Here is a 19,735-nt window from a genome sequence, read left to right as displayed (position 1 = left end):
GCGTAAACGTTGTCACTTTTTTATAGTTAGTAAATTTTCATACAAAGGACTGAACGAATCATGAGTAAGAAAGCCACAGTATTAATTATTGAAGACGAACATAATATTGCGAATATCGTTAAAGATTATCTGCGTGTCCATCATTTCGAGCCTATAATAGCGCGGACTGGCGAAGATGCTATGCGCTTTCTGAAAGAACAAAGCCCTGACTTCATTATTCTTGACCTTACGCTTCCTGATTGTGATGGTATTGAGTTATGCCGTCAGATTCGTGAGAAAAGTAATGTTGCGATTCTTATATTAAGTGCGAGGGGCAGTGACACAGATAAAGTACTTGGATTAGGTTTCGGTGCTGATGATTATATGACAAAACCCTTCTCCTTAAGCGAACTTGTAGCAAGGATAAATGCACACTTACGTAAACAGGATAGATTATTACAAGAACATACGAAGAAAAAAGAAATAATTCAAATCGACAATATGGAGATCAATAAAACAGAGCATACTTTTAAACGCGACCGACAGCAAATTGCCCTATCAGCGAAAGAATTCGAATTGTTATATTTTTTAATTGAAAGTAGCAATCAAGTTTTCTCAAAAAGTCAGCTACTAGATGCTATTTGGGGCTACGATGCATATGGAGATGAAAATACAATTACTGTTTATATTAGACGGCTTCGAGAGAAAATTGAAAACAATCCATCCAGCCCAGTTTATATCCAAACCGTTTGGGGCGTCGGTTATAAATTTACTACTCAAAACAACTAAATAGGAGCGCGCTATGTATATAAAGAAGTGGATGAAGAAATGGTTAAGAGCCATGTTAGTTTTTTTATTGCTATTATATGGATGTGTACTCTATTTATTTTTTTGTAATTCAAAACCTATTGAGAAATCTAGTAATGATGATGTAATCAATCAAATCAGACTCAATGTAAACCATCTTTTATCATACATAGAAGAACATTTTATAAATATTGAAAAAAATTCTGATTTACAAAGTTCCCTACAAGCAATGAGCAACAAGCAGAAAATAGACGTCACCGTTGTTCAACTAGATAGCAAAGTGATTTTCAGCTCAACCAAAGATTCCCCAACCTACATCAATCTAAAAAATGATTTACATTTTGATTTATATACATCAAAACAGGAACCTGGCATTATTAAAATTGCCTTTCCTATTGTCGGCAAAGACAGACAAAGTCAAATAGGTAATGCCATTTTCACGATCGATCAAGATACACTCATACCTGTACAGCAAACGACTTCAAACAACTACCTAATATTGCTGATTATTAGCATACTGGCCATTTTTATCATAGGTCTTGTCTATCGCATTTATTATAAAACGAAAACAGATATTCTATCTCCTTTAGACAATTTAAAAAAGAGTACAGTAGAAATCGTAAGAGGCAATTATGAACAGAAAACAGCCTATGTAAAAGCTGACGAAATTGGTGATTTATATGCTGTATTTGAACAAATGCGAATAGAAATTATGAATCTTAATAAGCAACGCGATGCACAACAACAGAACCAAAAAAAGCTTGTATCTAGCATTTCGCATGATGTGAAAACACCTCTTACCACCATAAAAGCCTATTTAGATGCCATTGCTGATGGTATTTGTCCTGACATGGAATCGGTCATGGCCTATATTCACGTCATGCAGACAAACACGGAAAAAATGTCGAGACTTCTTGATGATTTATTTATTCATACATTAAAAGAACTTGGTCATATTCCTGTGAACTTAACAGAGCAATACAGTAAAGAGATGTTGGAAAACATCCTTCGTCCTATGAGTCATTACGTACAAACAACCGGCATTCACTTTATAGAGCCTCTAGACATACCCAATGTACTGATTCATGTTGACGAGCAGCGCTTAGAACAAGTCCTTACGAATCTTCTAACGAACGCGCTGAAACATACAACTTCCCGGGATTCAATAACCGTTTCGATTGATGTTGAGGCACAATTTCTTAAAATCATGGTCATTGATAGTGGCAAAGGCATGCTTCCTCAAGATATGCCTTTTATATTTGAACGTTATTTCAGAGGCGTTCATGCTACAGGCGGAACGGCTATTAAGAATGAAGGAGCAGGTCTCGGATTATCGATTTGTCAGCATATTATGGAGGCCCATCATGGTACCATTTCATTTAAAAGTAAGCACAATGAAGGAACAGCCTTTACCCTGCTACTTCCTATTAGGTAAAATCCTACTACCGAATTTAGAGATGATGGTTTGCGACTGCTGAGGGAAAGTAAGCTAGGCAAGACCTCGCTAGACGTAAAAGGGCCTGTCGAGGCTTGCAGAAACCTCGAGGACATCGATATTTGCGCTATTGTGAAGTGAATTGTTGTTGTCGATAGCTGACCAACAAAGAAATCGTGAACAAACTTACGAAAAAGGAATCTATTATTCGGACAACCATTACACCATAATCGCTAATCGAAACATAGGAAAGTAGATACCAGAGACATACGTTTACGCATGTTAAAAAGAAAAGGATACACCAAAAACGAGTTTTTGTTTTGGATAAATAGTCGAGATATTTTGTTTTTTGTCACGGAAGGCTCTATAAATCATATAAACAATGATGCATGTTATTCCAAATAATGTACTGCCATGCTGTAAAAATTTATAGAACGGTATGCCAAAGCCATAAAGACTATACGATTGCATAAACATAGGAAACTTCCGTACCATCTTGTAAAAACGCGGGTAAATAATTCTCTAATGTTTGATGGACAAAAGTATGATATATAAAGTAAATAATTATTACCAAGGGAAGATTTAAAAAAACAAACCCTGTAAAGGTATGCCCCACTTCCCCCAATGGTTGACCTCTTAAAAAATATTCAAAAATCAGGAGCCATACTTCCTAAAACCATAGCAGAAAAATGAATATAGTTACTTTTTCTTGAGAAAGGCAATATGGCTGCTGGATGTGCAAAGGTTAATGGCATATTTCGAAGCTCCTATTTTAAATTGCTATTTAGTTGTTTTATATAACGTCTTGTCTTTCAGAAAGTTACTAGTATGCTAAAAAATCACTACGAATAGTACTTGCTACAGTTGATGTAATACTTTATTAATATTTCGATAAGAACATTGTAATAAATAGCCCTTACACTAATAATACAAAGCATTTAGGGGGTGATAGATTGGAAAAAGAGGTACTAATTCATGCCAGAAATTTATGTAAGACGTATTCAACAGGAAGTGAACAATACCATGCAATAAAAAATATTGATTTGGACATTTTTGATGGTGATTTTACAGTTATTATGGGGAATTCTGGTTCCGGAAAATCCACTCTTCTTTATCTATTAAGTGGACTGGATTCAATTACAGCTGGCGAAGTTTATTTTCGAGGAGACAGGATTGATCGGTTTACTGAAAAACAGCTAGCAGCATTTCGTTCAAAAAAGATAGGCTACATCTATCAAAATAGTAATCTGGTGCCTGACTTGACGATGCTTGAAAATATAGCCCTACCAGGATATATTGCAAAAATAGCTAAAGATAAAGTGCTAAAAAAGGCAGAGATGCTTCTACAAACGATGGGCTTGGAAGAGCAACGTAACCGTCTGCCCTCTCAAACATCAGGTGGCCAGCAACAAAGAGCTGCAATCGCTAGGGCATTAGTTAATAGCCCAGAGGTAATTTTTGCTGATGAACCCACCGGTAGTTTAAATTATAATCAAGGAGTTGCCGTATTAGATACTTTAACAAATATGAATAATAAAGGGCAGTCCATTGTAATGATTACACATGATATAAAAGCTGCTTGTCGGGCAAACCGACTTATAATTATTCAGGATGGCAAGTTAGATGGTATCTTAAATTTTGAAAAATTTGATGATACGGATATGCAAGAACGTGAACATATTATCTTTTCTTATGTTTCGAGAAAGGAGTAGACTATGTACGCAATCACTACTCTTTGTATCGCCCATATACGAAAAAGAAAAATTCAAAACACACTTATTGCAATACTGATAATGTTGTCAACGTTACTTCTAGTCACATCAGTTACAATTATTAACAATACACATAATATGTTCGAAAAAGCGCACCAAGAATCTAAGGGTGCCCACCAAGTTTTAACGATGGGCGATGATATTCACAATCCCGTGATAGCGAATCGCTGGTGGCAGCAGCAACATGGTGTAACTGCTTCACAACTTATCCCATATAGGAATTTATCGGGCATAAAGTTTAATGGCACTGAAATTCCGAATTTATACTTATTAATGATGAACACACCTAAGACACCTTTAGTCATCGACCAACTTGTATTTTCACAAGGTGAAAAAAAGTCTTTTCCAGAACAAGGTACCATTTGGATTCCAACCTCAATGGCTACAACTTCAGGCATAGCACTTGGTGATTCTGTGGAATTCCAATCAGATGAAATTAGCTTCAAACTATGTGTCTCAGCGATTGTTATAGATATGCCCTATGGTGGACCATTTACAACAAATGCACGTATATGGATGAATGAGCAAGATTACAAAGTACAATTCGCAACAATGACAGGAACCGATCAATACATGATGGCGTTGAGATTTGATGACTATCAACAGAGTGCAAAATATTGGATGGCATTTGAACAATATTTACAAAGTCCCTATCTTGAATCAAAAATGGACTATGAAGAAATTGCCGCTTTTTATTTGATTATCAATAAAATCATCGGCTTCATGATGATTGTTCTAGGCATAGCAATGCTCTTTATTTCATTATTCATTATAGGTTTTAGTATTTCTGATGCCATTTTATCGAATTACAAAACGATCGGTGTTATTAAATCACTCGGGTTAACATCAAAAGGAATTATCGCCACATATGTGTTGCAATATGGATTGCTGTCAGTGCTGGCCATTATCCCCGGTCTACTAGCCAGTCATATACTATCTCGCATCATCATTGAAAGCTCGTTAGCCTTTTTGAAAGCAGGAAATCATTTAGCCATTATCCAAAATTGGAGCACGAATATCCTTCTAGGCTTGATGTTACTTACGATTATTATTATTACTGCTTTTTTCTGTTCGAATAAGGCTCGTCATGTAGAGCCCGTACAGGCAATCAAGTACGGCATGGCTGAACGCACTAACAGTAAAATGAATAGGCGCTTAAACAAATCAAATCGTATTTTACATGTTATAGAATTACCGATTCAATTAAAACTTGCTTTGAAAAATATGACAAGAAATGTGAAAAGCTCCATTCTTATCATTCTACTCACCTCGCTCACTTGTGCTATTTTAGTTTTTAGTGTTGTCATTCTAAATAGCTTTGTTGCCATCAAACAAACTTCACCGGCTTGGGGCTATGATTCATCGAATATAGCAGTGACCGTATTTAATAAGGCCGCTTTTTCAAAAGAAAGCTTTGAAAAGCAAATCCATACTGATGGAAGAATTAAAAATTACGCATGGTTAGATCAATTAACAGGCGTTGTTCCAAACGACACCCAGCAACCTTTAAACATCAGTATAAATGTTGTAGAAGGTAGCTACGATGACTTAGGCTATGAAAATATATTGGGCCATAACCCTTCTAATAAAAATGAGATTGCTATCGGTGTAAATGTTGCAAGAACTTTAAATAAAAGTTTAGGTGATGTTATAGACGTTTATATTCAAGGTCAACAGCATAGCCTAATCATTACTGGCATTTATCAATCGATAGCCAATATGTCTAACTCTGCAAGAATTACAGCTAAAGTCATCGAGGTTTACAATGTGCATTACTCTGCATCGGAAATCACTATGATTAATTTACAAAATGAAATGTTAGCAGACCAAGTAGTAGATGATTTAAACCAAAAATTCACAGACTCTATCTCAGCTGTAACGCAACAGACATTATTGGACTCCGTTTTCAAAGAGGTAATTACCGTTTTAATCATTCCGCTATCCATAATGGGTATAGTCTTAATGACCGTTACATGTATAATTATTTTCAGTGTTTCTCGAATAAATGTTAGAAAAGAAAGTAGCACTTACGGCATTTACAAAGCCCTTGGTATGACTTCAAACAATATTAGATGGTCCATTACTTTTGGTGTTTTGATCCTGTCGATATCAGGTGCTTTACTCGGTATTTTTTTCGGCATAAAGCTAATTCCGCTTGCACTAAAGAACATTATTTTGGAATATGGATTAATCGAGTTACCACTTGTTATCCATTGGCCTTTAAGTATGGCAGTAGCTAGCTTAAGCATTGTTGCTTCATGCATTGGCTGCTGGTTATCAACAAAAGTTATAGCTAAAACCTCACCTCGTATTTTGCTTGTTGAATAAAAAAAGTGCCCCTCACTTCCTAGTGATGGGGCACTTTAATAATGTGTAATCCGATTTTACTAAAGGTAAAAAAGTATTGTGTTTTAATCATGTGTATCTTTTATTGCCTTATTTAGTTTGAGATTACAGGATTCTAGATTTTTTTATGTCAATCTATATGCCTCTATTCTGCGTGGCATCAGGTTATATTTTTAATTCTTTTATACCTTCCTTTAATGTGTCTGCATCTATTTTTAATGTCTTCCAGCTGTCTTTAGCTGCATTCAAGTTAGGTAGTAAAAATTTGAATTTATTTTGATCGGCTTTTTCAGCTGCATTCTCAATATGTCTCAGCACGCCCGTATATTGAGAGTCTAAGTCATTCCATTGCGCAGACATATAAGTAAGTGCATTAATAGCATCATCAAGTGCCCCATACATCTCACTAATATTATTATGTGCAACTCCAACTACACGATTTAATGTTATTTTATAATCAACTGTCTGACTTAATTGTGCTAATAACGGTTCTAATTGACTTAATTGCTCTCTTGCTATTCCCAGCATTATTCCACCGGCAATCCACGTAGGAATAGTAGGCACAGATATTGTGATGATGCCATCACTTTCTAATTGTTTATAATAGTTTACTGATTCTAAAATTTCATTTAGACGCTTTTGATCGTCCTCAACCGCAGCCCCTTGGTTTTTTAAAATCGTCTGTAAGAGATCTTTATTACTTCCAAATTCTCGAACATCTTGTCCAATAGCGTCCCTTAATTTAATTAATTCTGCTATTAATTGTTGTGCATACTTTTGATTTAGTTGAATTTCATCTTGTAAATCAGTAATCCCTTCTATTAAAGTCTCTCCATCTGCTGTGTTAATTGCCTCTACAATTACGTCATAATAATTTTCAAATTTTGTATCGTATTCAATAATGCCTGTCAATGTATCTATCAGCTGTTTTTTTACTTTTGTATCCCATGTAACAGCATGTGCTCTTGCATCCTTTTGATCTTGTACAATTTTACCAGGCAAATCTGGATATCCATTAATATTAATGCCTTCAAAGTTCACATCCGGATTCTTAATTAACATAGAAGAATAGGCATTCATAGATTTAGCAAAAAGCCCAGCCTTTTTTAAGGTTTCTTTCATCTTCACTTCGTTTGCTGAAAGAGACGTATCCTCATTGTTAGTTTGTTTAATTTCACTTGTACTTGCAAAAGTAGCTACTGGAGAGACAACAGAAGTTGTTGTCAAGGTTAACATCGTCGATACAGCTAGTAATTTGAATAGATATTTTTTTTTCATTTTATATGCCTCCTCTATATATTTTAGTTTTTAGTTCATTTCTTCTTGTTTAAAAGCAATGTCTTTTGCAATAAATTCTGCGTCTTTATGAATATCATTCCAACTTTGTTTGGCAGCTTTTAAATCATCAGGTATTAAAGAGAGCTTATGGTCTTGCATTTGATCGATATTATCATATAAATCTTTATAATTTGCCCCCATAGTATTCCATTGTTGTTGAATATTTGTTAGAGACATTATCGCTTGATCTACTGTCTGATACAGATATGTCAGAGTGTCTTTTGTGTTAGTAAGTGAAATAACTGCTTGATTAGCAAGATCGGCTTTCATGCTTAATTCTCCAATTTTATTCGAAATTTCGTTATAGGAGTTCATGTGATTAGACGCCACAACACCAGCTGCTGTACCTAAACCAATGCCCGCAGCACCGAGAGCTGTAAGGCCACCCACAACAACTGGTGTCGCTGTGCCGCCAGTCACAACAATTACGACCCCTCCTGCAATAGTGCCAATAACTAAAATGGCTGCTCCCAATCCACCACCAATTGACCATGCTAATACATTGTCAAAATGTGCTTTCTGAGTAGAACGTAGTTGTTCAATTTCAGCTTGAAGTTGTGGAACCAGTGCTTGTTTTCCCGCTAATATGGCTGTTAATCCACCCTTCCCATCTGGACCACCCACATTATTTTTAAAATCTATAGTATTTGTATACAGTTTTGTTTTGAAGGCTTCTAACATTTTAATTACTTCTGTCACTTCTTTTGAATTTATATCAATTGTACTGACTAAATCACCTATGCCTTCTTTTAAGCCTTCCTTATCTTTCTTTTGTACAAAATCTACTAATGTGTGGTAATAATTCTGAAATTGTTCATCGTAATTGACAATATTACGTGCTGTCTTTTGAATCTTTGGTTTCGCGGTATCTAACCAATAATTTGCATTGATTCGAGATAGTTCCTGATTAAGGTGAATATTTTTGATTAATTCTCCCCCTTCTGAACCTAAATCAATATTGGATAGATTTACATTCGGTTGTTTAATCATTGTTTTTGCGTACAAATCCATGACAAGTATATGAGAACCTGTTTCAGCCAACGCTTTCTTCAGTCCTTCAGGTCCTAGTTCATAATTTCCTATGTTCTGTACTTGAGCAATCTGTTGTTGAACATTCTGTTCTTGTGCAAGTGCATGAATAGAACTACTGTTAGTAGCAGTTATAACCGTTGCCAGAGTGACCACGCTCAACACTTTATATGGAAATTTCTTCACATTTATTTCCTCCAATTTTTCGATAGGTTAATATAATTTTCTCAAATGCTAACTATTAAAATTTATTAACCTGTTCCTCAAGTTGACTTATTACATTTTTTAATCGTCTTAAAGTATCTTTTTGAGACTGATTACTAGCAGTATCAACATCAGTATATAAAGTTGTGATGCTATTTTTTATTAGGTTCAAATCTTCTTTATAGCGTTTCATTAGGTCAAGTTCTACATCCACTTGGCTAGCAAATGTATGCAAATCATGTTGCATAAGAAGAAGCATTGATTGTTGTAAATCTGCTATGGTTAATTTCGTTGTTAAATCATATAATTTTTGGTTTTGCTTCTCTAAATCATCTAAATATGCTCGCTGTTCTGCCATTAGTTTATTTACTTCAGCGAAGGTACTATATGTTTTTTTGATTTTTTCTGGGTCAATTGCTTTCATAAGGTCATACTCTTGCGTTTTTGTAGCTGCAGCTGCAGCAATTTCACCTTGTTTGTTTTTCTCAATTGCTTCACGAGCTTCTTTTTTGGCAGCTTCAATCTCTAGAGCAGACAGACCTTTTTCTTTTGCTTCTTGCTCTGCTTTTTTCTCTGCTTCTAGAATGGCGTTGTTAATTTCTTTTCCTTTGTTATATGCTGCTGCAGCTGTTTGAGCAGCTGGTTCAAGGATATCTTTCGAAAGACTATAAATCTCTAGGAATATTTTAAGTCCTTGTTCATTTAAAGCTCCTGGCACCAATGCTATTTGCTGTAAATTATTTTGAATGGATTTTTGAGTATCTAGTAATTCACCTTTAAGCTTGTCTATTTTCCCTGTTCCCTCTGAACTTAGTATCCCCTGCGCTTTTGTCACATCAGTATCAAGGTCTTTTAGTTTTTTATCGAGCTGTAATTTTAGATCTGTTAACTCATTAATTTGAAGTTGGGCGTAGTCTTGGTTTGTCATCACCATTCCTTGAAGGACTTCCAGTCTGTCCAAGAAACCTTCTTTATCTCCCTGATTATCTACAAATTCTTTTAATGTTGGATAATAGCTATCAAATTTAGTGACAAATCCTTTACTTTTTGAATTTAGTAGAATTAAATTTGGATAAAGTTCCGATGACCATTCTTTCATATCTTGTTTTATAAGGAATTGCTCCGTATTTAAAGCTGGTACTTCCGCTAACTGTACATTAGGACTCATTAAAGCTTGGTCTATATACATTTGGATCAATTTAGATTGTGCACCTAATTTTCTTAATGATGAGGAAAGAGCCATGTTCTCTTCTTGAATCTCCGCATGAACTATAGGCGTTGCAAAAGTATGAATAGGAATAACTCCTGTAGCAACAATGGATGTAACCATCAATCCTGTAATTATTTTCTTTTTCATTCTATTTACCTCCTCTGTATGATATTTATTCACAATAATTCAGACGATTTTTTATACATTTTAAGCACCCCAATATACTTATAATTTTAGGAAAGAGCCTTGTTAGAATAACATTTTCCTATAATGTAAATTTTAGATATAGTCACATTATTTGGCAAATTACAGTTAAAATAGAGTATTTTAACTGTAATTTTGATTTTAAAATAGATTAATATAAACAAAATTAATATGAATATGTCACAATTTAGGGAAAATCAGCAGATTGATGATTGAAAAATGACATATTATTGGTTCTAGTGCAAAAAACTAGGGAAACTGAAATAAATTTAGAGATACTGATACTAGTCACTCTAGACGTATGGAAATCAAATAAAAATATTATCAGCCTGATAATATTCAGCTATGTGGTTGGGTCCATCCGTATGAAGCAGAAGAACGAGGAGAGTTGAAGCAACATAAGTGGGAGGTAAGTTTGAATGATGCAAAGCACTTTTCAAAAAATCTATGTAGATACTTGGATAGAAACAAACTAAAGAACCAATTGCCGATTAAAGAGTGGCAATTGGTTCATAGATTTTTGGTATGTTGCGTACGGTTTAATTCATAATTAACACAGGTATTAAAATGCTCCTTAAATCCTATTCCATTAAAATTAACAGCCATTACTTAGTTACGATTTCAAACAATGGTTTAATAATGGAATCTGCAGCGACATGTTCTGGAAAAATAAAACCTCTTTGATCAGGTGAGAATTCAATCCTTTTCAGGATTGGACTTTCATCCAGCGCGCATTTCTCCCTTTTGAAATCAGTTTAATTTCTCCTACTAATTGCAAAGCGGTCAACGCTTTACTAATTGTACTTTCAGCTATATCTGGATAAATACTTCGAATGTATTCTTTTGTAAAAGGTTGCTTTTGGCTAAGTATAAAATTCTGAATTCGCTCTAACTTAGTATGTTTACATACGCAATCCAGTACTCTGTTATGCAGGTTTTTATAAGCCTCTAATATAATAATTAAGAACATTTTTAACCAGAAGCTAATATTATGCCCATTACAATTCCAATTAACCGAAGATCTATAGATGGCACCATAGTATTCTGATTCATTTTTCTTTATAAATTCTTCTAAACAAACATATTTTACAAATGTATGTCCGCTTTTTACTAAAAGTAATTGCATTAACATAAGTGTTAGTCTGCCATTACCTTGACTGAAAGGGACTATGCAATAAAAATTCAATATAAAACGAGCTATCAATAGAAGTGTAGGTAGCTCCTTATTACTATTTAATGAATTGTACTGGTAGCATAATTGTTCCACAGCCTGTGGAATATTTTCATGTGGAAGAGGACGATAACTTATCGTATGCATCCCGTTTTCTGGAATTCCTGGGATAGAAAATGGTTTCTGGCGCCATTTTGCACTGTCAGAGGTATTATAATGGATTAATTGAAAATGCAATTCTTGTATAGTTTCTGGACTAATAGAAAAAGTACAAGATTTTTTATGTACAAGAGTCAGAGTCTCATAATAACAAAATATCGCATCTTCCGAGATAGATTGGGGTACCATATTACCTAAAATAAGTTCTTTTAATCTCTTATTTGAAACTTTTATATCCTTATAAACTGAAATATAGTTTTTCATGTATTGTAGGGGTAAGGTTTTTTCTAGGTTCGTGAATATCTCAGGTCTTTGCTCTTCATAAGCAGTTAACCTCCCTTTATATTCACTAATTTCACTGACTAAGTTTATTAGTTGTTGCTCACTATTTATGTACTTGTCTTCGAAAAAATCTCTCATTTGGTTCCTCCTTTCTTAGAAAACATTTTGTTTTTCCTTAGTTACAATCATACATATTATTATTTTCAAATGCGAATCTTCAATAAATTAAACAAAAATACCAAAAATAATATCGTTTATTATTCTGTATCTGTTAATTCAGCGTATTAATGTATCGCAAATGTAAGATAAATACGCATAATTGTTATCGGCAAATTTGTTTGAATATTAAAATGTCACAAAAAATAATAAATAGACCTATACATTTTCAAATATGTGATTATTCCCTTAAAGTACAATGTGAAAAAAGACATAATGATAGTCAATTCAGACTGTAGACAAACATTTGCTAAAAATCGAGTTTGCCTACGGTCTGTTTTCTTTTAAAAATAGAAGCATCTATATGAACCCGTTACTTTCCGCTACGGCGGACGNATACATGATTGAGGGGATGGATAGGTTGACGAAAAATAGTACTTATGAATGACATGCTGACAATTGACCAAATAGTGTCTAAAGACCATTTAGTATGCAGATTAGAAACTGCTATTGATTTTAATATCCATAGTAGCATCTCAAGTCTTGAAAATACTTAATGTTTACAGTCTGTTTTCTTTTAAAAATAGAAGCATCTATATGAACTCGTTGCTTTCCGCTACGCTCCTGCGGGGCCTTTTCGCTCATGCTATTCCCGCAGAAGTCGCCGCCTGCGCTCCAATCAACGAGTGGTCGTCTATACATGATTGAGGGGATGGATAGGTTGACAAAAAATAGTAATTATGAACGACATCATTTGCCGATGCAAAAGAAAAGCATGGTAGCTGTTGGACAACCTTAAGAGGTCTCAAAAAATTGTCCATGCCAGGCGATGCTTACTTTTGCTGCCATGAATTTGAAGAAACTCGCTACTTGTTCATGGCGAGCAACACAAACAGAATCTGTACAGACTATAATTATAGTCAATTACATGACCTACTTCAGGGTGCTTTTGCTAGGAGCAAAAAAATAAAGTCCTTTCAACTGAATTTAAAATAAAAATAGTGCATGTCTGAATGGGGAAGGAAGCTATCAAACACTTACGAATCTATATATCCGAGGTATCAAGTATGTACAACTGTAGAGACATTTTAAGTATGCATCAAATATGACTTAGGGGTTTGTCAAAAAAAATCGCTATAATTTTCTTCTGACAGCACTGTTATATTATTTCTTCTAAGTAAGGCAGTCGTAACACCTACTCCACCTAATTTTGTACCACTAAAATCACCATTATAAATCACAGCACTACCACAGGAAGGGCTATACTCTTTTAATATGACTGTAGAAGCGCCTACTTCTATTGCTTTTTGTAAAGTCGCGTAGGCACCTTTTACGTACAGCTCTGTGACATCCCGACCAGATTTTTCTATCACAAATGCTTTACCGTTTAGGACATCTTCGCCGTCTCCTCCAACAATTTCAGCTGGTTCTCGTGGGGTAGAAAAGCCGCCCATTAATTCGGGACACACTGTCACAGCTGCATTTTCACTCACAAGCTGTTGGATTTTTTCATCTAAACTATCTGTCCCATTGTATCGAACCTTTAACCCTGCTAAACAGGCACTTATTAAAATCATACATGTACCTCATTTCCTTGCCACCTTAGTTATGTAATATGTTTAATAAACTTTAATCAAAAAATCCGTCAACAGCTTGTTACGCAAACTTTCTATATTGGTCTGGATGCTTACTTGCCCAATTTCTATTAACGAATAGGATATTTAACAATTCATGTAGAAATACTTTAGTCGATAGCAATAGAGAATATTTTATATTGAAAAAATTAATTTCGTGCTCATTCAATTATCAACTAAAATCATAGCACAACCATCTATCGGTTTTGAAGGATATATCATGGATACTACACCCCAACAATTTAGGCATAGCCAATTTAATATATTATTTACCAATTATGCTAAATGAGTCAGTAAATTACGAATACACGTTTACCTATAATGAAAACAAATTGATAGGGTTAACAACTGCTCCATTAGAACAGTCTTTTACTATTTAGCTCAGAAAAAAACAGCAAGGAAGTTTAAACCATAACGCCCTTGTTCATAGATGGTAAAAATCCGTGTTTACGATTTGCAGACGTCTACGCGGATTTTTACCTTTATATCATGAAAATATCATAACAGAGTACTTCAAAGCATATTGTTATTACTCTTTAGGACAGCCTCTAGATTTGATATACTTGCACTGTCTATAAAATTCACCAAATTTATTTCCTTGGCTGAGCAAAATGCATCCTGCACATAGACCAATTAAACGTTGTTTTTTGAATATCATCATAAATATCCCACAAGTTATCCACTATCCGCAATTCGATATTTCGTGTAAATAGTTCTTGAAATAAATCGACCACTTCGAATTTAGCAATAGGTGTTTGTGTTGTTTCACTTACATAGTAGCCCGCATTTTCATCCTGCAGAGTGAATTGATTGGTATCAAATTCATATAAAAATAATTTAGTATTTTTCATCAAAGCAAACCATTTGTTTTCAATAACGACTACATGTGAACATGATGTTGATGCTAAATATGTTCGTTTATCGATTTTAGCTGTATTTGTGCCAATATGATAGCAAATACGCGGACAATTTCTAGGCGTTAAAAAGTTAGGTAAACATCTATCATCTATAGCCCATACAAGTCCTTTCGTTGGATCTAAATCCGTTCGAGTAGGTAGTCGAGGCTGGAACACTTGTATATCACTTTCTTCACTTACATGGAAAATCCGCATATGCTTCCCTCCTAAAATATATACTCTTCTCTATTTTCTTAATTTGAATACGATGAAATCCGCACAGTGTAAATCCTCTTCGAATTGAGGATATTTACCTAGCATTTCCTTAGAAGGCATAGGTTCGATCACATCTTCCACGGTAAACCCTATTTTGATAATTGCTTTTAAATAGCTCGTTAATGTCCGATGATAAAATACAACCTTTTCATCTGAATCTATCGGGAATCTTTGATCATACACGCCTTCATAGAAATAACGCTGGACCTTCCAATATTGTTTATTCACTTGTTCATTTCTAACCCACCCACTATTAGGTGTAACAAAACATGGATGAAGAATTGAAAATATAAAAGAACCACCTTGTTGTAAAAGACGATACATCTCGCTTAATGCTGCCTCGTAATTTTCCAAATCTTGAAGTACCATATTCGAAACAATTATGTCGTACTGTGCATCTATTAAAAAATCGAGTCTCTCACAATTCCCCTGTTTATAGTCAATTGTCTCATCGCTGTTCGTCCGTTTTTTGGCAATTTCAAGCATCTTTTCTGCATAATCAACAGCAGTTATAATAGCCCCTTTTTTAGCAAGTATTCTGCTTAAATAGCCCTCGCCACATCCTGCATCTAAGAGCTTTTTTCCTTTTACATCGTCCAATAATGAAAAAATCGCAGGATTTAACAGTACTTCACGGTGAAGACCACCCTGCTCATCATAGCTTGCTGTGTAATTTTCTGCGTAGCGATTCCAACGTTTAATTGCCTCATCAGTCGTCATTATTTTTTCCACTGTACGTCCTCTTTTCTATTTTAATCGTAACGTTACGTTTCTTGTGCACTCCCTTATTTTTTCATATTCTTAAAAAAAGAACTAGACTTTTAATTTGTTTTTTTATATCATGTAGATAGAGGCACGCCATCTTTAGCAATTTGAAAAGCCAGAAATCCGATTATGGATTTCTGGCTTTTCAAATTGCTCTAAATATCTAGGTTTTGCCCTTGTAAACTAAGGACTCGCTTCGTTGTCAATAGCGATTCTATTTTCTAATGTAGCCTGATATTTACTCTATAAATAACTCAATTTCATAAATTATATTTCAGACTACTATTGGATTCGATTTTACAAAGACTTTGTCACCTCGGTAAATTGTCGAACGAATCTAAATGTAGTCTATCTTTTTTTCTTGCTAGGTAAGGCGGTTATTGAGCTGATTGCAATCTGTTATATTCCCCTCACAACTGAGTGTACTACATATGGCTATCCCGACATTCCAAGCGGGATGAAACGACACTTGCTTATATATTCCACAACGTTTTGGCATGTTGTGTTTCGGTATTCTTGAGATGCGTAAATTGACCTTATAAATAGTTAGATACAGTATAGTACGACCGCATAATTCGTTTTTTTATAGACTTCACAGTTAAAATATCCTATAATAATCAATGAAATTATCAAAACACGAACATTAAGGTGGATTATATGTCTGAATATACGCAAATATTTAAAGGGACTGCTTTTTCAAGTAAGTCATCCCACGAAGTACAAATCTTTCAAGATTATCTATTCTGCATCAACGCTGACGGTATGATAGCAAAAGCTGTAGCACCTGATCATGCCGATTATCAACATTTACTACATACATATCAAGGTAAAGAAAATTTTCACCCTTTAGCTGATGGCCAGTATATCTTACCAGGCTTTGTCGATTTACACGTCCATGCACCACAATGGGCTCAAGCTGGAACTGCATTAGATATTCCACTATATGACTGGCTAAACACATACACCTTCCCAATTGAATCCAAATTCTCTGATTTACAGTTTGCCCAAGAGGTCTATGAAGAATTAGTTAGCACGTTACTTGCAAATGGCACCACTACCTCACTCTATTTTGCGACTGTTCATAAAGAGGCAAGCTTTTTGCTAGCGAAAATATGTGCTGAAAAAGGGCAACGCGGCCTAGTGGGTAAAGTCGTGATGGATGACCCTGAACAAAACCCAGCATTTTATCGTGATGCCGATACGCAAACGGCATTAGCAGATACAGAGGAATTTATCTTAGCTGTGAAAGAATTAGCAAAATCGACTAAACAAGGAGTCTATCCGGTTGTCACGCCACGCTTTATACCAAGTTGTACGGATGGCGCTTTGCAGGGCTTAGGGGAACTGGCCGCGAAGTACGATACGCATATCCAGTCTCACTGTAGTGAAAGTGATTGGGAGCATGGTTACGTACAAGAGCGATTCAAAAAAAACGATGCCTATGCGTTACATGATTTCGGTCTATTAGGCGATAAATCCATCATGGCACATTGTAATTTCTTAAATGATGAAGATGCAGCATTATTTGCTGAAACAGGCACTGCCATTGGTCATTGCCCGATTTCAAATGCTTATTTTGCCAACAGCGTCATACCAATTGCTCACTTCCATTCAAAGGGTGTTGACATCGGTATAGGCTCAGATATTTCAGGTGGTTTTTCACCAAGTCTTTTCGATAATGCTAGACAAGCAGTTATGTCATCCAGAATGTTAGAAGACGGTGTGGATACATCCCTTTCGGCAGGTAAACGAGGTGTACCAAATTCTCGGATCACCATCAATGAAGCATTCTATTTAGCAACAGCTGGTGGTGGCGAAAGTTTAAGCCTGCCCATTGGCCGTTTACAAGAAAACTATACATGGGACGTACAAATTATCGATACGAAATTAGCATCTGCCAAACTACCCATTTATGATGATAATGAAGATTTACACGATATCTTCCAAAAAATCATGTATCTGGTTCGACCAGAAAACATCCGTGAAGTTTGGGTACAAGGCAATAAAGTACACCATCGAGCAAAATAAACGATTTATCATGTGTTTATAAAAAACTACAATCAAATCTTTGATCAAAAACTTAACATTTTGAGGTGTGCAACTTAGTGGAAACGCAAATAAACAAACAAAGTAACGTTAAAAATAATCCCTCGCAATTAACCGTTTTACCTAATGAAAAAGTTCCATTCGGTCAATCAGCCCTGCTCGGTTTACAGCATGTAATGGCTATGGATGTCTATGTAGTACCCTTTCTGATTGCCATGTTAATAGGTCTACAATCTGGACAATCTACTGCCCTAATTCAATCGACTTTTATCGCTGCAGGGATTGCGACAATCGTACAAACTCATTCCTGTATGAAACTGCCGATAGCCCAAGGCCCTTCCTATGTGCCTCTTGGTGCCATTGTAGGCATCTATGCAGCAAGTGGTAGCGGCGAACTCGGTTGGAGCTCCGTATTAGGTGCCAGCCTGATTGGCGCCATTTTAGTTATTATTTTAGGCTATACTGGTGTTTTCAATAAAATTGTGAAAACCTTCATTCCTCCTGTTGTCGGGGGTACAATTATTTTTGTCGTTGGACTTTCACTAATGCCTATTGGTTTAAGTTCTAACATCTATAACGGTGCTGGTGCTACGATTAATCAAAACATTTATTTAGCACTTATTTCAGCTAGTGTATTAATCATCTGTGTGATGCTCGGTTCGGTATTCCATAAAAAAGGACGCGTATTCCGTATCGCTTCTGTTATTCTTGCTTTAATCGTAGGTAGTATTTGTGCCAATCTTATGGGCGTATTAGATTTATCAGCTGTTTCACACGCTAAATGGTTTAGCATGCCACAAATTCCTTTTGCAGACTTCGGTTTTTCTTTTAATTTTTCTGCCATTATTACCATGGTTATTATTTATATTGTATTAATGGCTGAAACAACAGGTACATGGTTTGCTGTGAGTAATGTAATCGACAAACCATTAACTGATAAACAAATTAATCGTGGTGTTATTGGAGAAGGCATAGGCTGTTTTATTGCTTCATTATTAGGCTCAACTCCTGTAACTGGCTACTCAACGAATGCAGGGGTTATTTCTATCACAGGTATTGCCAGCCGCCGTGTCTTTGTTGCTGCGGGTGCTTGGTTTATATTGTTCGGATTTTCAGGAAAATTGGCTGCATTAATTTCTGCCATTCCATCAGCTGTAATCGGTGGTATTTTCGTCATCGTTTGTGGCATTATTGCGATTAGCGGTTTACAAGTGATGAAAAACGAATTAATTGGTGAAAAAGAAATGTACGTAATCGCTGTGCCCATGATTTTGACATTAGCGTTAACATTACTTCCTGACGATTTCTTATATTCATTACCATCAACAGTGCAATATTTATTTGGCTCACCCGTAGCAACAGCTGCCATCGTCGCCATATTGTTGAACAAAATATTACCGAGTGTTAAATAAATATAAATGTAAAACCTCTGCTTAAAATAAATTTAGCAGAGGTTTTATCCTGCAGACTTTTTTCTTTGACAGGAGGAAGTAACGCGAACGAACCATCTCGCCTCCCTCTTCGCTCTCTTTGCCATTTCCCCTTTTTATATTTACAAATCTAGAAAATTAGATATAATGATGTACATGGAACCTTTATTGATTTATAAAGCTTTGTCTAACGAAACTCGGAGTCAAATCATGTTATGGTTAAAAGATCCTAGTGAATACTTTGATGAAAAACCGTATTTAGAGCAAAACCTTAATTTTAAAATTGGTGTATGCGTAGGCGATATTCAAGCGAGAGCTGGCCTTGCCCAGTCTGTTATTTCCGGTTATTTGTTGACTATGCAAAAAGCTGGTTTGTTGGAATCTGAGCGAATTGGCAAGTGGACATACTATCGTCGCAATGAACAAACCATACAAGCATTTTCTGAGTACATCAAAAACAACCTATAAAGTGAAACTCCAACCAGTGGGGGTTCTCTTCATCTCCCACTGATTGTTAGTTGAACCAATCGGGCTTTTACGGTCAGTTGATCGACCACCTAGTTGACTCGTTCTCGCCTATCCACTTGAGGTGGGCG

General features: G+C 35.5%; 15 protein-coding genes and 2 pseudogenes. 8 read left to right on the top strand and 9 right to left on the bottom strand.

Annotation, left to right across the window (positions count from 1 at the left end; all coding sequences use genetic code 11):
- Positions 1-60 precede the first annotated feature (60 nt).
- Together H131_RS19085 and H131_RS19080 are read left to right on the top strand one after the other, a co-directional pair.
- Entirely contained in the window at positions 61-768 is a 708-nt protein-coding gene (locus H131_RS19085; RefSeq protein ID WP_010860764.1) for a response regulator transcription factor, read from the top strand.
- 13 nt (positions 769-781) lie between these two features.
- Positions 782-2,221, top strand: coding sequence for a sensor histidine kinase (locus H131_RS19080; RefSeq protein ID WP_010860763.1), 1,440 nt, complete (start codon positions 782-784; stop codon positions 2,219-2,221).
- A gap of 282 nt (positions 2,222-2,503) precedes the next feature.
- Here H131_RS19080 and H131_RS23200 read toward each other — a convergent pair.
- Both H131_RS23200 and H131_RS25900 read right to left on the bottom strand, forming a co-directional pair.
- Positions 2,504-2,837 (bottom strand): annotated as a pseudogene (locus H131_RS23200) (DUF4184 family protein).
- A 31-nt stretch (positions 2,838-2,868) separates the two neighbouring features.
- On the bottom strand, positions 2,869-2,976 hold the full coding sequence (locus tag H131_RS25900; RefSeq protein WP_010860760.1) for a DUF4184 family protein: 108 nt from the start codon (positions 2,974-2,976) through the stop codon (positions 2,869-2,871).
- A 198-nt stretch (positions 2,977-3,174) separates the two neighbouring features.
- Here H131_RS25900 and H131_RS19065 point away from each other — a divergent pair, with 198 nt between their 5' ends.
- Positions 3,175-3,933, top strand: coding sequence for an ABC transporter ATP-binding protein (locus H131_RS19065; protein ID WP_010860759.1), 759 nt, complete (start codon positions 3,175-3,177; stop codon positions 3,931-3,933).
- Between the two features lie 3 nt (positions 3,934-3,936).
- Positions 3,937-6,321 carry an ABC transporter permease gene (locus H131_RS19060; protein ID WP_010860758.1) on the top strand — a complete coding sequence of 795 codons (2,385 nt, stop codon included), beginning with the start codon at positions 3,937-3,939 and terminating at the stop codon, positions 6,319-6,321.
- Positions 6,322-6,504: 183 nt separating this feature from the next.
- Here the strand turns inward: H131_RS19060 and hblA are convergent, their stop codons facing one another.
- From hblA to H131_RS19040, 4 genes are all read right to left on the bottom strand, one after another.
- On the bottom strand, positions 6,505-7,617 hold the full coding sequence (hblA, locus tag H131_RS19055) for a hemolysin BL binding component B (RefSeq protein ID WP_010860757.1): 1,113 nt from the start codon (positions 7,615-7,617) through the stop codon (positions 6,505-6,507).
- A 30-nt stretch (positions 7,618-7,647) separates the two neighbouring features.
- Complete coding sequence (gene hblD / locus H131_RS19050; protein WP_010860756.1) at positions 7,648-8,892, bottom strand: hemolysin BL lytic component L1; 1,245 nt, start codon at positions 8,890-8,892, stop codon at positions 7,648-7,650.
- A 55-nt stretch (positions 8,893-8,947) separates the two neighbouring features.
- Positions 8,948-10,267 carry a hemolysin BL lytic component L2 gene (hblC, locus tag H131_RS19045; RefSeq protein WP_010860755.1) on the bottom strand — a complete coding sequence of 440 codons (1,320 nt, stop codon included), beginning with the start codon at positions 10,265-10,267 and terminating at the stop codon, positions 8,948-8,950.
- Positions 10,268-11,030: 763 nt separating this feature from the next.
- Complete coding sequence (locus tag H131_RS19040; protein WP_010860754.1) at positions 11,031-12,074, bottom strand: Fic family protein; 1,044 nt, start codon at positions 12,072-12,074, stop codon at positions 11,031-11,033.
- A gap of 771 nt (positions 12,075-12,845) precedes the next feature.
- On the opposite strand from H131_RS19040, the pseudogene H131_RS25550 reads away from it, so the two are divergent.
- Positions 12,846-13,062 (top strand): annotated as a pseudogene (locus H131_RS25550) (transposase); the annotation flags it as partial.
- Positions 13,063-13,213: 151 nt separating this feature from the next.
- On the opposite strand, the gene H131_RS19035 reads toward H131_RS25550, so the two are convergent.
- The 3 genes from H131_RS19035 to H131_RS19025 all read right to left on the bottom strand — a co-directional run bounded on the left by H131_RS19035 (position 13,214) and on the right by H131_RS19025 (position 15,618).
- Entirely contained in the window at positions 13,214-13,669 is a 456-nt protein-coding gene (locus tag H131_RS19035; protein ID WP_010860753.1) for a 2-thiouracil desulfurase family protein, read from the bottom strand.
- Positions 13,670-14,316: 647 nt separating this feature from the next.
- The gene (locus H131_RS19030; RefSeq protein WP_010860752.1) at positions 14,317-14,838 is read right to left on the bottom strand and encodes a DUF6886 family protein; all 522 of its coding nucleotides are present in this window, start codon (positions 14,836-14,838) and stop codon (positions 14,317-14,319) included.
- A 30-nt stretch (positions 14,839-14,868) separates the two neighbouring features.
- Positions 14,869-15,618: a class I SAM-dependent methyltransferase gene (locus H131_RS19025; RefSeq protein ID WP_036132008.1), complete on the bottom strand. Its 750-nt coding sequence runs from the start codon at positions 15,616-15,618 to the stop codon at positions 14,869-14,871.
- A gap of 702 nt (positions 15,619-16,320) precedes the next feature.
- Here H131_RS19025 and guaD point away from each other — a divergent pair.
- The 3 genes from guaD to H131_RS19010 all read left to right on the top strand — a co-directional run bounded on the left by guaD (position 16,321) and on the right by H131_RS19010 (position 19,607).
- Positions 16,321-17,691: a guanine deaminase gene (gene guaD, locus H131_RS19020; protein ID WP_010860750.1), complete on the top strand. Its 1,371-nt coding sequence runs from the start codon at positions 16,321-16,323 to the stop codon at positions 17,689-17,691.
- 77 nt (positions 17,692-17,768) lie between these two features.
- Entirely contained in the window at positions 17,769-19,121 is a 1,353-nt protein-coding gene (locus tag H131_RS19015; RefSeq protein WP_010860749.1) for a uracil-xanthine permease family protein, read from the top strand.
- A 174-nt stretch (positions 19,122-19,295) separates the two neighbouring features.
- Complete coding sequence (locus H131_RS19010) at positions 19,296-19,607, top strand: ArsR/SmtB family transcription factor (RefSeq protein ID WP_036132006.1); 312 nt, start codon at positions 19,296-19,298, stop codon at positions 19,605-19,607.
- Positions 19,608-19,735: the final 128 nt, after the last annotated feature.

Source organism: Lysinibacillus sphaericus OT4b.31, assembly GCF_000392615.1.
In the GTDB taxonomy this organism is placed as follows: domain Bacteria; phylum Bacillota; class Bacilli; order Bacillales_A; family Planococcaceae; genus Lysinibacillus; species Lysinibacillus sphaericus_B.
The sequence above is the reverse complement of the archived record's forward strand: the minus strand, read 5'-3'. Positions and strand labels throughout refer to the sequence as shown.

Bases quoted from the DNA above. Each gene is read 5' to 3' on its own strand.
- H131_RS19085 (WP_010860764.1), top strand. From the start codon at position 61: ATGAGTAAGAAAGCCACAGTATTAATTATTGAAGACGAACATAATATT.
- H131_RS19080 (WP_010860763.1), top strand. From the start codon at position 782: ATGTATATAAAGAAGTGGATGAAGAAATGGTTAAGAGCCATGTTAGTT.
- H131_RS25900 (WP_010860760.1), bottom strand. From the start codon at position 2,976: ATGCCATTAACCTTTGCACATCCAGCAGCCATATTGCCTTTCTCAAGA.
- H131_RS19060 (WP_010860758.1), top strand. From the start codon at position 3,937: ATGTACGCAATCACTACTCTTTGTATCGCCCATATACGAAAAAGAAAA.
- hblA (WP_010860757.1), bottom strand. From the start codon at position 7,617: ATGAAAAAAAAATATCTATTCAAATTACTAGCTGTATCGACGATGTTA.
- hblC (WP_010860755.1), bottom strand. From the start codon at position 10,267: ATGAAAAAGAAAATAATTACAGGATTGATGGTTACATCCATTGTTGCT.
- H131_RS19040 (WP_010860754.1), bottom strand. From the start codon at position 12,074: ATGAGAGATTTTTTCGAAGACAAGTACATAAATAGTGAGCAACAACTA.
- H131_RS19035 (WP_010860753.1), bottom strand. From the start codon at position 13,669: ATGATTTTAATAAGTGCCTGTTTAGCAGGGTTAAAGGTTCGATACAAT.
- H131_RS19030 (WP_010860752.1), bottom strand. From the start codon at position 14,838: ATGCGGATTTTCCATGTAAGTGAAGAAAGTGATATACAAGTGTTCCAG.
- H131_RS19025 (WP_036132008.1), bottom strand. From the start codon at position 15,618: ATGACGACTGATGAGGCAATTAAACGTTGGAATCGCTACGCAGAAAAT.
- guaD (WP_010860750.1), top strand. From the start codon at position 16,321: ATGTCTGAATATACGCAAATATTTAAAGGGACTGCTTTTTCAAGTAAG.
- H131_RS19010 (WP_036132006.1), top strand. From the start codon at position 19,296: ATGGAACCTTTATTGATTTATAAAGCTTTGTCTAACGAAACTCGGAGT.